Source organism: Nocardia sp. NPDC051570 (assembly GCF_044454005.1).
In the GTDB taxonomy this organism is placed as follows: Bacteria; Actinomycetota; Actinomycetes; order Mycobacteriales; family Mycobacteriaceae; genus Nocardia.
Map to the genome: position 1 here is coordinate 595,388 of NZ_JBITDI010000004.1, position 14,414 is coordinate 609,801.

Annotated in this window: 15 protein-coding genes; 6 read left to right on the forward strand and 9 right to left on the reverse strand. The window is 67.0% G+C overall.

The features are described 5' to 3' along the window. The first annotated feature begins 41 nt into the window (after positions 1–41). Positions 42–389, forward strand: a complete 348-nt coding sequence (locus ACIA76_RS12920; protein ID WP_397151751.1) for a DUF6401 family natural product biosynthesis protein — start codon at positions 42–44, stop codon at positions 387–389. A 61-nt stretch (positions 390–450) separates the two neighbouring features. Here ACIA76_RS12920 and ACIA76_RS12925 read toward each other — a convergent pair whose 3' ends face one another. The 4 genes from ACIA76_RS12925 to ACIA76_RS12940 form a co-directional block, all read right to left on the reverse strand. Next, a complete protein-coding gene (locus ACIA76_RS12925) occupies positions 451–1,716 on the reverse strand; it encodes a hypothetical protein (RefSeq protein ID WP_397151753.1) in 1,266 nt (421 codons plus the stop codon). Positions 1,717–1,844: 128 nt separating this feature from the next. Further along, the gene (locus ACIA76_RS12930) at positions 1,845–2,417 is read right to left on the reverse strand and encodes a transglycosylase SLT domain-containing protein (RefSeq protein WP_397151755.1); all 573 of its coding nucleotides are present in this window, start codon (positions 2,415–2,417) and stop codon (positions 1,845–1,847) included. A gap of 489 nt (positions 2,418–2,906) precedes the next feature. Beyond that, on the reverse strand, positions 2,907–4,076 hold the full coding sequence (locus ACIA76_RS12935; protein ID WP_397151757.1) for an AbrB family transcriptional regulator: 1,170 nt from the start codon (positions 4,074–4,076) through the stop codon (positions 2,907–2,909). A gap of 243 nt (positions 4,077–4,319) precedes the next feature. Then, on the reverse strand, positions 4,320–5,696 hold the full coding sequence (locus ACIA76_RS12940) for a cystathionine beta-synthase (RefSeq protein ID WP_397151759.1): 1,377 nt from the start codon (positions 5,694–5,696) through the stop codon (positions 4,320–4,322). Between the two features lie 133 nt (positions 5,697–5,829). Here ACIA76_RS12940 and ACIA76_RS12945 point away from each other — a divergent pair, with 133 nt between their 5' ends. The 3 genes from ACIA76_RS12945 (at position 5,830) to ACIA76_RS12955 (ending at position 8,546) form a co-directional block, all read left to right on the forward strand. Next, positions 5,830–6,288 (forward strand): hypothetical protein, encoded by a 459-nt coding sequence (locus ACIA76_RS12945; protein WP_397151982.1) that lies wholly within the window; start codon positions 5,830–5,832, stop codon positions 6,286–6,288. An 86-nt stretch (positions 6,289–6,374) separates the two neighbouring features. Further along, complete coding sequence (locus tag ACIA76_RS12950; RefSeq protein ID WP_397151761.1) at positions 6,375–7,244, forward strand: SGNH/GDSL hydrolase family protein; 870 nt, start codon at positions 6,375–6,377, stop codon at positions 7,242–7,244. Between the two features lie 81 nt (positions 7,245–7,325). Then, entirely contained in the window at positions 7,326–8,546 is a 1,221-nt protein-coding gene (locus tag ACIA76_RS12955; protein ID WP_397151763.1) for an acetyl-CoA C-acetyltransferase, read from the forward strand. Positions 8,547–8,633: 87 nt separating this feature from the next. On the opposite strand, the gene ACIA76_RS12960 is transcribed toward ACIA76_RS12955, so the two are convergent. From ACIA76_RS12960 to ACIA76_RS12975, 4 genes are all read right to left on the reverse strand, one after another. Continuing rightward, positions 8,634–10,205 (reverse strand): class I adenylate-forming enzyme family protein, encoded by a 1,572-nt coding sequence (locus tag ACIA76_RS12960; protein ID WP_397151765.1) that lies wholly within the window; start codon positions 10,203–10,205, stop codon positions 8,634–8,636. A gap of 84 nt (positions 10,206–10,289) precedes the next feature. Next, entirely contained in the window at positions 10,290–11,147 is an 858-nt protein-coding gene (locus tag ACIA76_RS12965) for a Bax inhibitor-1/YccA family protein (RefSeq protein WP_397151767.1), read from the reverse strand. A 140-nt stretch (positions 11,148–11,287) separates the two neighbouring features. Further along, positions 11,288–11,725, reverse strand: a complete 438-nt coding sequence (locus ACIA76_RS12970; protein ID WP_397151769.1) for a nuclear transport factor 2 family protein — start codon at positions 11,723–11,725, stop codon at positions 11,288–11,290. 46 nt (positions 11,726–11,771) lie between these two features. Continuing rightward, positions 11,772–12,923, reverse strand: coding sequence for a class I SAM-dependent methyltransferase (locus tag ACIA76_RS12975; RefSeq protein ID WP_397151771.1), 1,152 nt, complete (start codon positions 12,921–12,923; stop codon positions 11,772–11,774). Between the two features lie 72 nt (positions 12,924–12,995). On the opposite strand from ACIA76_RS12975, the gene ACIA76_RS12980 reads away from it, so the two are divergent. Next, positions 12,996–13,553 carry a hypothetical protein gene (locus ACIA76_RS12980; RefSeq protein ID WP_397151773.1) on the forward strand — a complete coding sequence of 186 codons (558 nt, stop codon included), beginning with the start codon at positions 12,996–12,998 and terminating at the stop codon, positions 13,551–13,553. A gap of 41 nt (positions 13,554–13,594) precedes the next feature. Here ACIA76_RS12980 and ACIA76_RS12985 read toward each other — a convergent pair whose 3' ends face one another. Continuing rightward, entirely contained in the window at positions 13,595–13,906 is a 312-nt protein-coding gene (locus ACIA76_RS12985) for a nuclear transport factor 2 family protein (RefSeq protein ID WP_397151775.1), read from the reverse strand. 80 nt (positions 13,907–13,986) lie between these two features. On the opposite strand from ACIA76_RS12985, the gene ACIA76_RS12990 reads away from it, so the two are divergent. Continuing rightward, positions 13,987–14,394, forward strand: coding sequence for a DUF6153 family protein (locus ACIA76_RS12990; RefSeq protein WP_397151777.1), 408 nt, complete (start codon positions 13,987–13,989; stop codon positions 14,392–14,394). Positions 14,395–14,414: the final 20 nt, after the last annotated feature.

A 14,414-nucleotide genomic window follows, 5' to 3' on the forward strand; every position in this document is an offset into this window, starting at 1 on the left:
ATCACAGTGCTGCCGATGCGCCGGATTGCTAGTATGACCTGGTGTTTTTGCTCGGCTCCGCGTTGCTCGAAGTGTCGGCGCGCAAGACCCTCAATCGCCTGCACAGGACGCACGGAGTTCCGGCGCAGGAGGCAGCCCGTCAGGTCCCGGCGGTTTCGGCGGCCCTGGACCAGCATGCGGCCGCCGTCCGCGACATTCTCGAACTGGGAGTGGAGAATTCGGCCGCGGTGCCCGGCAGCGTGCTGCTCGCCGGATATGCCCGCGGGCTGCTCGAACATTGCGGCCGGGAGTCCTTGTGCGTACCGCATGATCACGACAGCTGGGCCGATGCCGATTGGCTGCATTTGCGTTTGGCCGGTGTCTGCCTCTTGGCGACCGAAAAGGCCTGAGCGACTGGATTGATCCTCGCCGCCCGGCGCGTTCGGGCACCGGGCGGCGAGGATTCACCTGTCAATGACGCTGCTGCGGATTCCCCTGGCCGCGCTGATCGTCGTAACCCGAATCCCGTCGGCGCTGATCGCCGTATCCGGAATCCCCGCGGTGCGGACCGTTCTGTCCGGAATCCCCGCGAGCGGGACCGCCGAACCCCGCGTCCCCGCGACTCGGGCCGCCCGGCCCGGCATCGCCACGGTTCGGACCGCCGAACCCGCCGTCCCCGCGACCACCGAATCCACCGTCCCCGCGATTCGGGCCGTTGTTGTAACCGGAGTCCCCGCGGTTCGGGGTGGGGTAACCGATACCCGGGCGATTCATCCCGCCGCCCTGGCCACCGGACGGCATGCCCTGCGGCATTCCCGGCTGCATGCCGTAACCGGACTGGCTGCCACGACGCTCAGGGCCGGAGCCGTAGCCCATATCGCCCTGCTGCTGGCCCATCTGCTGCTGGTCCATGTCATCGTCGGCATATCCGGCATTGGCCATCTGCGGCGCCCACCGCTCGCCCGGTTGTTCGCCCCGGGCCCACTGATCGCGCACGATCTGCCGCTGCCGCGCGGCATCCTCGCGCCCGCGCTGATACGCCTCGGCATGACCCCGCAGCTGCGGCATCTCGCCCTCGACGGTGTCCAGCCAGCCCTCCCAGCGCTGCTGCATGGGCCGGACCAGGCCACCGCCCACGCCGACCACCAGCACACCGCCGATGGTCGCCAGCACGGTGACCAGGATGGGCGTGGTGACCGAGGTGGCCACCCCGATCTGGTTCAGCGCGGCGATGATGCCCACGCCCCAGATGAACACCGCGGCGATCCGGCCCAGCATGCGGCCGTAGGACAGGCCGCTGAGCATGTTCGCGATCAGATCCATGACGGCCCGCGCGATCGCGCCGGCGATACACACGATGATGATCGCGACGAAGGCCCGCGGCAGCCAGGCGACGACGCCGTTGAGCATGTCGCTGATCGGATTCGGTCCGAAGGCCCCGAAACCGATCTGCAGCGCGATCAGGATGATCGCGTAGTAAACCAGCTTCACCAGGATGTCGGTGGCGTCGTATCGGCTCCGCGACAGCATGTCCTTGATGCCGCCGCGCTCGACCAATCGATCGAAGCCGATCCGGCGCAGAATCCGGTCGGCGACTTTCGCCACGACCGTGGCGACGATCCACCCGGCGAGCAGGATCACCAAGAATCCGACGAACTTGGGCACCCACGTCGCGATCGAGGTCCACGCGTTCGAGAGGCCCTGCTGCCATACGATAGCCAAACTGGAGGTGTGCACCGACCCATCCCTTCGCTATCTGCCATTCCCGATGGTTTGCCAGAACTACTACTAGGCCGGTTATACCCCGCCGTGATCACTGGAATCACTAGTTAGCGATGATATTGCTGCCAGATTGTTAAACAGTGTCAGTACGAGGAACTGACGTTGTCCATCGACCCGTAGCGCGATGCCGCGTAATTGCAGGCGGCTGTGATATTCGCAACCGGATCGTAGATGTCCCAGGACGTGCCGTCTACGTGATAGGCGCGAAAGGTCGGATCGATGACCTGAAGCAGGCCCTTGGACGGGATGCCGGCGGCCGCATTGGAGTCGTAGAGGTTGATGGCCCGCGGATTGCCCGACGACTCGCGCTGCACATTGCGCATGATGCCGTCGTAACTGCCGGGAATTCCGTGCGCCGACATGATGTCGAGGGCCTGATGGATCCATCCGTCGAGGGTGTCGGGATAGCTCGGCGCCAGCGGAGGAGGCGGCGGGAGCACGGGCAGCGGCGCGGGCGCGGGCATGGGCGCCGGGATCGCGGCCGGAACCAGCTGAGGAGCGGAGTCGGCGATCGTCGACGCCAGCGCGACCGGATCTACGCCCGGCTGATATCCGGCCGCACCGGTGAGGGCGGCAACGGCGGTCAGGGCCAGGGTGGCGGATCCGGCGGTGCGTGCGACCGCCTTGGCTCTACTGCTCTTCGGGGACTTCGACATTCGACGTGATTCCTACTCTGTGTCGGCCTGACGGCCTGCAACAGGCAGCGCGGAACCAAGGCCAGCCCCCGTTTCTCGGGCTCACCTACGCGCTGGATGCTGTTGTCGCTGGGAGCGGGGAGAGACTGGCTCCCCAACTGACACGACCCGGATTCTGGGGCGGCCGAACCGCCCTACCGATGACTCCGGCATGCACTTCGCCGGAAAGTCGTGTCCCGCATTGGCGTGTGACTACTCCTCGTACTTTCAGACCTGAGGTCTGTTTTCAACCGGAGATCACAGGATGGTTGCGGTAGGTTGCCATAAACTTAACCAAAGATGAACAAAAGATGTTACGTAACCGTAGGTTGTCTCAATTGCGACACCGCCGAAGCGCTGAGCAGCCGCTTTATGGATCCCCTACGGGTGTCATCGATCACGAAGAAAGTCACCGCGCCGAGCGAGATCGAGACCTTTTGTCCGTTTCCGAACGGTCCAAGATCACGGAGGCTAGCGACCGGAAGTCCGCAGAATCAGCCCGGCATTCCGCGCGCGGCGATCCGCCTCGAGCACATCCACCGCCTCGTCGACGACCGGCGACACCCGGTTGCGCAGCACGCGCATCACCAGGGGCAGGACCAGCACCATCACGAGCAGCCGGATGCTCTGCACACACGTGATCAGCGGGGTGTTGACGTTCATGGTCTCGGCCGTGGCCAGCACGGCGTTGATGCCGCCGGGCGTGGTGGCCAGATACAGATCGGTGGGCCGCAGATCCAGGAACAGCGCCAGGCTCAGCGCGACCGCGGCCACCAGCCCGGACAGCGCCACGACCGCGACGAACATCGCGGGGAGCAGCCGGGCCATCTCGACCACGACCGCACGGGTGAATCGGGTGCCCACCTCGAAGCCGATGAAGACGAACAGCAGGTGCTTGAACAGATGGGTGGGCGCATATCCGTGGCTCACCCCGGACGCGGCGAGCGCCATCGCCAGCAGCATCGGCCCGAGCAGCGCGGCATTCGGCAGCCGCAGCCGGCGCCCCACGCGAATTCCGATCACGCACAGCATGATCGCGATGGACAGTCCGGCCACCTGATCGCCGCGCCCTACGATCATCCAGCCGGGCAGGTCCGGATTGGTCACCCGGCCGACCATTCCCGCGCCCGAGCCGTCCCCCTCACCGAGCGCCGCCGCGATCACGGGAGCGCTCAAGGCCACGAAGGCGACCCGCAGATACTGCATGAACGCCACTCGGCGAGGATCGGCGCCCAACTCGTCGGCGCAGGCCACCACGGCCGCCGAACCGCCGGCCATCATGCCCAGCGTCGCCGTCGCGATATCCATCTTGGTGACGCGCGCGAAGACGATCGCCACGAGCACGCTGATCCCCAGGGTGGCCACCGTGACCAGCAGCACCGGAACCAGCGCCCAGCCGGTCGAGTGCAGCAGCGTCATCTCGAGATAGCTGCCCATGAGCACGCCCAGCATGCCCTGCACGGCGGTATTCACCGAGCGCGGCAGCGCTGCGGGCAGCCGCCCGCTCAGCGCCAATCCCGCGCCGACGACGAGCGACACGATCATCTCGGGGGCCGGGAATCCGACACGTCGGAGAATGTCGGCGACGACGATCACCGCGGCCGACAACAGCACCCATACAAACGCTTGTCCCCGAGTCATTGGGTCCCATCATTGCCATCGCCCATGAACTTCCGGTAACGATCCAGTTATCGAGCGTACTCGGGAGAGTGATACTGCACTCATCCCGCGATTCCTCTATAGCAGTAGGAGTATTCGTCAGAATCGCGGTTATACCCTCCCACCTGGAAGTATTCGACCAAGCGACCAGTTACCCCTCAGCTGTTACCTGACGGAAACAAAAACGCACCCTCGGGCGAGGGTGCGTTTTCGGGCGAGACGGGCTCAGTAGACGCTGAGGAATCCGAGCAGATCGTGACGGGTGATGACGCCGATCGGCTTACCGTCCTCGACCACCATCAGCGCATCGGTCGACTCCAACGCCTTGGTCGCCGAGGACACCGGCTCACCGGAACCGATCAGCGGGAACGACTCGCTCATATGCTTGGACACCGGATCGGTCAGATGCGCGCGGCCCTCGAACACCGCGGAGAGCAGATCCCGCTCGCTCACGCTGCCCGCCACCTCGCCGGCCATCACCGGCGGCTCGGCGCCGACCACCGGCATCTGCGAGACGCCGTATTCGCGCAGGATCTCGATGGCATCGCGCAGTGTCTCGGACGGATGAGTGTGCACGAGATCGGGCAGCGCACCGGACTTTCCGCGCAGCACATCCCCGACCAGCGGCTCGGTGCGCCCGTCCAGGCGCGAGCGCAGGAAGCCGTAGGAACTCATCCAGCGGTCGTTGAAGATCTTCGACAGATAGCCGCGGCCGCCATCGGGCAGCAGCACCACGACTACCGCCTCCGGATCCCGCTCGGCGACCCGCAGGGCCGCGACCACGGCCATCCCGCAGGAGCCGCCGACCAGCAGCCCCTCCTCGCGGGCCAGGCGTCGGGTCATCTCGAAGGAGTCGGCATCGGAGACCGCGATGATCTCGTCGGGGATGTTCGGGTCGTAGGCGGTGGGCCAGAAGTCCTCGCCCACGCCCTCGACCAGATAGGGGCGACCGGTGCCGCCGGAGTACACCGAACCCTCCGGATCGGCGCCGATCACCTGTACCTTCCCGCCGGACACCTCCTTGAGGTAACGGCCGGTGCCGGTGATCGTGCCGCCGGTGCCGACACCCGCGACGAAATGGGTGACCTTGCCCTCGGTATCGCGCCAGATCTCCGGGCCGGTGGTCTCGTAGTGGCTGGCCGGGCCGCCCGGATTGGAGTACTGGTCGGGCTTCCACGCGCCCTCGATCTCGCGAACCAGGCGATCGGAGACGTTGTAGTAGCTGTCCGGATGTTCCGGCGGCACGGCGGTCGGGCACACCACCACCTCGGCGCCGTAGGCGCGCAAGACATTTCGCTTGTCCTCACTGACCTTGTCCGGGCAGACGAAGACGCATTTGTAGCCGCGCTGCTGCGCGACCAGGGCCAGTCCGACGCCGGTGTTGCCGGAGGTGGGTTCGACGATGGTGCCGCCCGGCTTCAGCAGTCCCTGCTCCTCGGCGGCGTCGATCATCTTGACCGCGATGCGGTCCTTGGAGCTGCCGCCGGGGTTGAGGTATTCGATCTTCGCCGCCACCAGACCGGAATCCGGACCCACCACGGAGTGCAGCCGAACGAGCGGGGTGTTGCCGATCAGGTCGACGACATGGTTCGCGATGCGCATGGATCTATCGTCGCAGAACCGGGCCGGATACTCGGATCGGGTGCGAATGGTCCGGCATGTCCGCTTTGCGGCGCGGCGTTTACCACATATGACCCTTCCGAACCAAATCCCCCCTATCATCGCCCGGGTGAGGATGTCGAAGACCGCCCGCGCTGTCGTGCTCGGATCGCTCGGGACCGCAGCGATCGTCGCGCCCGCGCACGCTCAAACCGTCGAATTCCCCCAGACGATAAGCCAGTTCAACGGCGGGCTCTGCTGGGGCAACATCCGTACCTGGGCCGATACCGGCCCGGACTATCCCGGCCGCGCCGTGATCAACGTGCAGGCGCTGCCGATTTCGGGTATCGGCCCCGGCCAATATCCGCTCGCCCCGCTCTGCGATGTCGACACCACGGTGTCCTGGCGCAATGTGAACACCGGCGCCGCGGGCCAATACCACGTGGACGTGGTCGCGGGTATCTACGGCAGCATGCTCTACGCGCTGTTCCAGGACACCGGCCCGGGCCATATCGAGGTCGTCGTCTCCACCGGCGCCCTCAACCTCCCCGTACACGCCGCCTTCGACGTCCCCGGCCCGCCGCCGGGGCAATAATCACTCTTCGGTGCTCACATTCGATCCATCCGGCACGATATACGCAGGCGTGGTCGAGTCGAGAGAGGCCGTAGCGGAGGGTTTCGGTGGTGAAAACGTGGCGGACATTCGCGGTGACAGGAGCCGCGACCGTGGTGGCCGGGTCGGGAGCCACCGCCGGATGGTGGGCGACCTACAAGTTGCTGATGTCGCAGGCGCAGGCCGCGCGAACCGTCATCGGCCGTGATATCTCCAAACCGCCGGAGGCCGACGGGATCTATACGGCGGGTTGCCATACCCCGCAGCGGTGGCGGACAGGGGTTCCATTCGCCCTGCATCTCATGGTATTCGGCGATTCCACCGCCGCGGGGGTCGGCTGCGTGAGTGCCGAGGAGGTGCCCGGGGTGCGCATCGCGCGCGGGCTGGCCGAGCAGACCGGGCAGCGAATCCGGTTGAGCACCAAGGCGATCTCGGGTGCCACCTCGAAAGGCCTTGCGGGCCAGGTGGACGCGATGTTCGTCGCCGGGCCGCCGCCGGACGCCGCGGTCATCCTGGTCGGCGGTAACGACGTCACCAAGAAGCATTCGGTGCTGCGGTCCGCGCAGCGGGTGCGCCACACCGTCGCCCGGCTGCGCGCGGCGGGCAGTGTGGTCGTGGTCGGCACCTGCCCGGATCTCGGTACGGTGGCGGCGATTCCACAGCCGCTGCGCACCGTGGTGCACGGCTGGAGTGTGCGATTGGCCCGGGCACAGGCGGCCGGCACGCTCGCCGCGGGCGGCTGTCCCGTTCCGATGGGCGATCTGCTCGGCCGCGATTTCCGCAGCACGCCCGAAATCCTGTTCTCCACGGACGGTTTCCACCCCTCGGCGGCGGGCTACGAACTGGCCGCGAGTCATCTGTTGCCCGCGCTCCTGCGTGAACTGCGCGCCAGCGATCGGGACATACCGGGTGTTCCGCATCCGATGCTCGCGACGTAAATTCGGAGGAGAACTCCATACCGCTGTACCGAGCAGCCGCTTGGCTTCTCGTCACCGCCACACGACATAAGGAGCGCCCTCATGCCCGAGGCCGTCATCGTGTCCTACGCCCGCTCGCCGATCGGCCGAGCCGCCAAGGGCTCCCTGGTGAGCATGCGCCCGGACGATCTGGCCACCCAGATGGTGCAGGCCGCCCTGGACAAGGTGCCCGCGCTCGCGGCCGCCGACATCGACGATCTGATGCTCGGCTGCGGCCAGCCCGGCGGCGAGGGCGGCTTCAACATGGCCAAGGTGGTGGCGACCCAGCTGGGTTACGACTACATGCCCGGCACCACGGTCAACCGCTACTGCGCCTCCTCGCTGCAGACCACCCGGATGGCCTTCCACGCCATCAAGGCGGGCGAGGGTGATGTGTTCATCTCCGCCGGTGTGGAGACGGTGTCGCGATTCGGGAAGGGCAGCTCCGACGGCTGGCCCGATACGCACAACATCCAGTTCACCAACGCCGAGGCCCGCACGGCCAAGCGCGCCGAGGGTGGTTCGGACGGCTGGCAGGATCCGCGCGAACTCGACCAGCTGCCCGATATCTACATCGCCATGGGCCAGACCGCCGAGAATGTCGCCCAGCTCACCGGCATCAGCCGCGAGGAGCAGGACCGCTGGGGCGTGCGCTCACAGAACCGCGCCGAGGAGGCCCTCAAGGCGGGCTTCTTCGAGCGGGAGATCACGCCGGTGACGCTGCCCGACGGCAGTGTGGTGTCCCTCGACGACGGCCCGCGCCCGGGCACCACCTACGAGAAGGTGTCCACGCTCAAGCCGGTGTTCCGTCCCGACGGCACGATCACCGCCGGTAATGCCTGTCCGCTCAACGACGGCGCCGCCGCGCTGGTCATCATGAGCGACACCAAGGCTCGCGAGCTGGGCCTCACCCCGCTGGCCCGCATCGTATCCACCGGCGTCTCCGGTCTGTCGCCGGAGATCATGGGCCTGGGCCCGATCCAGGCCACCCGCAACGCATTGCAGATCGCGGGCAAGACCATCGGCGATATCGATCTGTACGAGATCAACGAGGCCTTCGCCGTGCAGGTACTCGCTTCGGCGCGCGAGCTGAACATGGATCTGGACAAGCTGAACGTCTCCGGCGGCGCCATCGCCCTGGGCCATCCGTTCGGCATGACCGGCGCCCGCATCACCGCCACCCTGATCAACAACCTGCAGACCCACGATAAGCAGTTCGGCGTGGAGACCATGTGCGTCGGCGGCGGTCAGGGCATGGCCATGATCATCGAACGCCTCAGCTGAGCCTTGTCCGCCAGGTAATCGACTTCGCTCCTCGGGCATGGAAACATCTTGGGCGACAAGACAATCCGTCCCGAGGAGCGAATCGAGTCACCCCAGCAGGTTTCGCAGCTCCCGCTTCAGCGTCTTCCCGGCCGGGGACACCGGCAGCTCGTCGAGGAAGCGCACCTCGCGCAGGCGCTGATAGGGCGCCACCCGGGCGTTGACCGCCGCCATCAACGCCGCGGCATCCGGCATGGATTCCGGCACCGGAACCACGAAAGCGACCGGCACCTCCCCGGATTCGGGATGCGCCCGGCCCACCACCGCCGCCGCGACGACCCCGGGCCGCGACAACAGCAGCTCCTCCAGCTCACGCGGATACACGTTGTAGCCGTTGTAGAGCAGCACATCCTTGATGCGGTCGACGATGGACAGATAGCCATGCTCGTCCAAGACACCGATATCACCGGTGCGAAACCAGCCGTCGCGCAACACTTCCGCAGTCGCCTCGGGCTGACGATGATATCCCCGCATGACCTGCGGCCCGCGGATCCAGACCTCGCCGCGCGCACCCGTCGGCAACGCCGCACCGGAATCGCCTGCGACAACCTTGATCTCGGTATCGAAGATCGGCACACCCACGGTGCCGGACTTGCGCAACCCCGACCGGTGCGAGGGCTGATTCGTCGCGCCCATGCTGACTTCGCTCAGCCCGTACCCTTCGCCCACCGTCGCCTCCGGAAACGCCTGCCGCAGCGCCTGGAAGGTCGGCGTGGGCAGCGGCGCGCCACCGGATCCGACGGCGCGCACCGAGGACAGATCACGGACGGCGAGATCCGGACAGCGCAGCAGCCGGTGATGCATGGCGGGCGCGCCGAGAACGTAGGTCGCCCCGTACCGCTCGACATCGGCGAGATAGGCGGCGGCGTCGAAGGAGTCGTGCAGGATCGTGGTCATCCCCGCGAGCACCGGAACGCTCATTCCGGCCAGGGTGCCCATCGCGTGGAAGAACGGCGCCACGCCGACGGCCACGCCGGTACCGAGCCGGACCGGCCACTGTTCGGGCGGGCCGATCTGATCGAGGATCACGCCGCCGTCCGCGTCGAGTGCGGGCACCGCGCCGTGATGCCAGCAGCCGTGCTGCACGATATTGCACACGACATTGCGATGGGTCAGCTCCACCCCCTTGGGCAGGCCGGTCGTACCGCCGGTGTAGGCGATATGCGCGAGATCGCGGCGGGTATCGATCTCGACCGGGGGTGCCTGATCGGATGCGCCGGAACATAATTCGGCGACCTGCGCCGCGGTCACGACCAGGACCGCATTCGCATCGCGCACCTGCGCGGCGATCCGGTCACCCGGCAGCGCGGGATTGATCGGCACGAAGGTGGCGCCCGCCAACCCGATGCCGTAGTAGGCGATCGGGAACTCCAGGCAGTTCGGCATCGCGACCGCCACCCGCGCGCCGGGGCCGATACCCTTGCCGCGCAGCCCGTTCGCCAACCGGCAGGCCGCGCGCCACAGCTCGGCGAAGCTCAGGGATCGTTCGCGATGCCGGAAGGCGATGCGGTCGCCGAAGCGTCGCGCCGAGCCCGCCAGCACCGCGCCCACGGCGACATCGGGATAGTCGAGGGAATGCGGCAGCCCGATCGGCCAGGAACCATTCACGGTGTCGCCCATGACATTTCATCTTGCCCGTCGAATACGACGGTGGCCACCGGGAATTCCCGATGGCCACCGTATGCCGGTCTATCAGTCCTGCTGCTAGTCGTTCTGTAGATAACTCAGCAGCCGCAGGATCTCGAGGTACAGCCAGACCAGGGTGACGGTCAGACCCAGTGCCACACCCCAGGCCGCCTTCTCCGGCGCCTGGGCGCGGATCAGCTGATCGGCGGCGTCGAAGTCGAGCAGGAAGCTGAAGGCCGCGATGGCGATGACGACCAGGCTGAAGATGATCGAAATCGTGCCGCCGCTGCGCAGACCGAAACCGCCGGGGGTGAACAGCGCCGCGATCAGGTTGCCCAGCATGAGCACCAGCACGCCGATCATGGCGCCGAACATCATGCGGGTGAACCGCGGTGTCACGCGGATCGCGCCGGTCTTGTAGACCACCAGCATGCCGAAGAACACACCGAAGGTGCCGAGCACGGCCTGGGCGATCAGGCCCGAACCGCCGACACCGCCGAACGCGACATTGGTGAACATGAACGACAACGCACCCAGGAACAGACCCTCGGCGGCCGCATAGCTCAGCACGATCGCCGGATTGTCCTGCTTGCGCCCGAACGTCGCGATCATCACCAGCACGAAGCCGACCAGGCCGCCGACCACCACGAACAGCGGGGCGAGCGAGTGGTTGGCCGAGGTCAGACCGTAGGACAGGATGGCCGCGACGGTCACCACACCGAGCGTGATGCCGGTCTTGGTGACGACGTCATCGATGGTCATCGGCCGCGTCGCCGGGGCCGTCTGAGAGGGCTGATACTGCTGCTCGTAGCCGTACGGCTGCTGGCCGTACTGAGCGTATTGTCCGGCGCCCGCAGCCGCCGAACCGAATCCCGCGTATCCACCGCCTTGCTGACGCGGCAGGTTCTTGAAGATCGGGTTGCTTGAGGTGCGCACCGTTCTCGTGCCTTTCCGAGGTTCGCGATCCACGTCCGTCGTGGCCGTTCTGAGTATCCAACGTCCAGTCCAGGAAGCAAGTTCCCGAACCGGACAGAAATCGGACAATCAGGACTCTACCGCGCCTGCCCCGGGGGACTTCAGTGATCGAAACCGCCGACCATCTGGGTCACCATGCCGTGCTCGTCGTAGGCCGCGCCGTCCCAGCCGCCGTGATGCACGCTGGGCGATGCCATCTCCCAGCGGAAGGCCGCCGACCGCCCATAGGTGAACACCTGCCCCGAAACGCTTTGGTAGAACCCCGGATTCATGCGCAGCTGTTCTCCGATCCGCGCATTGATCTGCTCGGGCCCGACCGCGGTGAACAGCGGATTGATATACCGCCCGTCCGGCGCGAACACCGAGGCCAGCACCTCGAGCCGCCGATCGGGATCGGTGATGTTCCATGCCGACATCCAGCGCGTCGCCGACGCGGTGTAATCGGCCTGCGGGACCGGGCCCGCATCGGCCACGGCGGGCACCGGTACGACAGCGGCGGCCGCGAGCCCGACCATCAGAACTCCAGAACGAAATGTCATAGCACGAGGCTAACAATCTAAACGATCGGTCGCATTATTTGTTTACTCACTCCGCCCGCGCATCGCGCAGACCGCGCACCGACCGCGTCACCGTGAACTTGCGGTTGCGGCCGATTACCTCGGTCCGGCCGACCATGCGTTCCATCACGCCGCGATAGTTGAGATGGGAGTTGTAGACCGTCCACAGCTCGCCGCCCGGCCGCAGTACCCGCCCGGTCTCGGAGAACATCTTGATCGCCGAACCGGTATGCACGGCCGCGCCGATGTGGAAGGGCGGATTGCAGACCACCAGATCGGCGCTGTGGTCGGGAATCTCGGACATGGCGTCGTCGCGCAGCACCGTCACGCGATCGTCCACCCCGTTCGCGGCCGCGGTGGCGCGGGCCGAGGCGACCGCCGCCGCGGACTGATCGGTGCCGATCACGCGCAGATGCGGGCGGGCCTTGGCGAGGGTGACCGCGAGAATGCCGGTGCCGCACCCCAGATCGATCCCGTCGCGGGCATCGGGCTTCATCCGGCGCAGATGGTCGAGCAGGAATCGGGTGCCGATATCGAGTTTGGAGCCGGAGAACGCGGCGCCGTGCGCGACCACCTCGAGGTTCAGCTCATCGATCCACTTGCGCACCGGATAGGGCGGCTCGCCCAGCTGTCTAGGCCGCTGCGCCAACAGGGTTCGTGATTTCTGCCGGCCTCGGCTGGCCTGCACCGACGAGAACGATTCGGACAGCACCTCGTTCATGGCCGGCGTCAGATACTTGTCGCGGGCCCCGGCGAACACCTCGACGTCCGGATCGGCGTAACGCGCTATCGCATCGGCGATCTCGGACAATCCCGACAGCGCGCGCGGCAGCCGCAGCAGTACCACCGAGACATCCTCGAGCAGCCGCGGCCCGAGCCCGTGCGCGCCGTAGCGCTCGGCCAGTCCGACCGCGCGGGCGTTGTTGGCCAGGGCCAGTTCACCCGTCAACAGGTCCTGATGTACCCGGACATCGCGCAGCTCGTGCGCCGCGATCGCGCCGAGGGTGAGCGCGCCGTATCCGTCGTCGATGACCGCGATACGGCCGCTGCCCGCCGTGGCCAGGGATTCGGCCGCGACATCGAGGATCAGGCGATCGGCGGCATCGACGGCGTAGAGGTTCACCGCCTCCACATCCGGATAGCGCCGCAATCGCCTCAGCACGTCGTCGACCTCCACCACGCCTACAGTGTGCTAGATCGTTGCCGTGTCGTCGCGGCCACCCCATTGGTTACACCACATACCATCTGCCCCATGCGTAACAGGCTGGTCTTGACAATGACCGCGGCGCTCGCGCTGCTGACGGGTTGCTCCAGCGGCTCGTCGCAGCCCGCCCTCAGCACGTCGGTGGCCGTGACCACCGAATCCGCGCCCGCCGCGGCGACGCCCGTCCAGGGCACGCCGTCGCAGGACGCGCGCCTGACGGTCACCGATATCCGCATCGCCCATCATTCCGGATTCGATCGCGTGGTCTATCGACTCGGCGGTATCGGCGGCCCGGGCTGGCGCGTGCGGTACACCGATCGGGCGATACAGGACGGCAGCGGTAAGCCGATCGCCGTGGCCGGGCGCGCGATCCTGCAGGTGCAGATCCTCGGCTCGGCCTATCCGTTCGACAGCGGTGTCACCGAATACGCGGGCCCGGATCCGGCGACCGATCCGAGCGCGCCCTCGATCGCGGGCGTGTACAACACCCACGTCTTCGAGGGCACGACCCAGTCGTTCATCGGCGTGAATGCCGATCGCCCGGCGTTCTCGGTGACCGCATCGGACAATCCGGCCCGGTTGGTCATCGATATCGCTACCCCGTGAGGCGCATGCCCGAAGTTCGGGCGGCACACGATGATCCGGCCCTATGCCTGCCCGGTCTCGAAGCGGGCGATCTTGTCCCCGGCTACGGTGAACCGCCACGCGGTCCGCATCGCACCCCACCGATCGTTGGTGTAATTCGCGACCAGCGCACGCCCGCCGTCGGACACCGACTCCACATCCATCCGGGCATTACTGCCGAAGATCTCGCTGTCCACCCAATCCCGCACGTCGCGATCGCTGCCGTCATCCGACATCGTCACGTCCGGGGTGAGCAGATCCGAGAATCCGGCGCTGTCGCCGGTATTCACCGCGGCGACGAACCTCGACACCACGGGATCGAGTTGATTGACCATCTGATGACTCCCTTCCGGGTGGTACAGCGGACGAATCGACCTGACGGCAAATCTACCGCGCACGGCCCTAGACTGTCGGCGTGACAGACCGGACCCAGCCCTACGGCCGACTGAGAGTTCTCGGGCTGTTCGTGCTGGTCGCGGGGGTCATGATCATGCACGCGGTGGTCTTCGGCGCGGGTCACGCCGGGGCCGTCTCGCACGCGGCCACGACGCAGATGTCGACCGCCCACGCGGCGATGCCGCCGGCCGCGCACTCGTCCGATCCGGCCTGTGACGGCTGCGGCGCGGGCCACACCGGCATGCATGCCTGCGTCTTCGTCCTGTCGGCGTTGGCTTTCGCCCTCGGGCTCGTCGCGCTGGCCTGGCTCGGCGCCGATCCGGGCGATACCGCCGGACCGGTCGCTCGCGCCCGGCTGGCCCGCCACCCGCGTCCACCACCCTGGACCGTGCTGTCCCTACCGGAGTTGTCGATCCTGCGGATCTGATGGGCCGGGTTCTCCCCTGC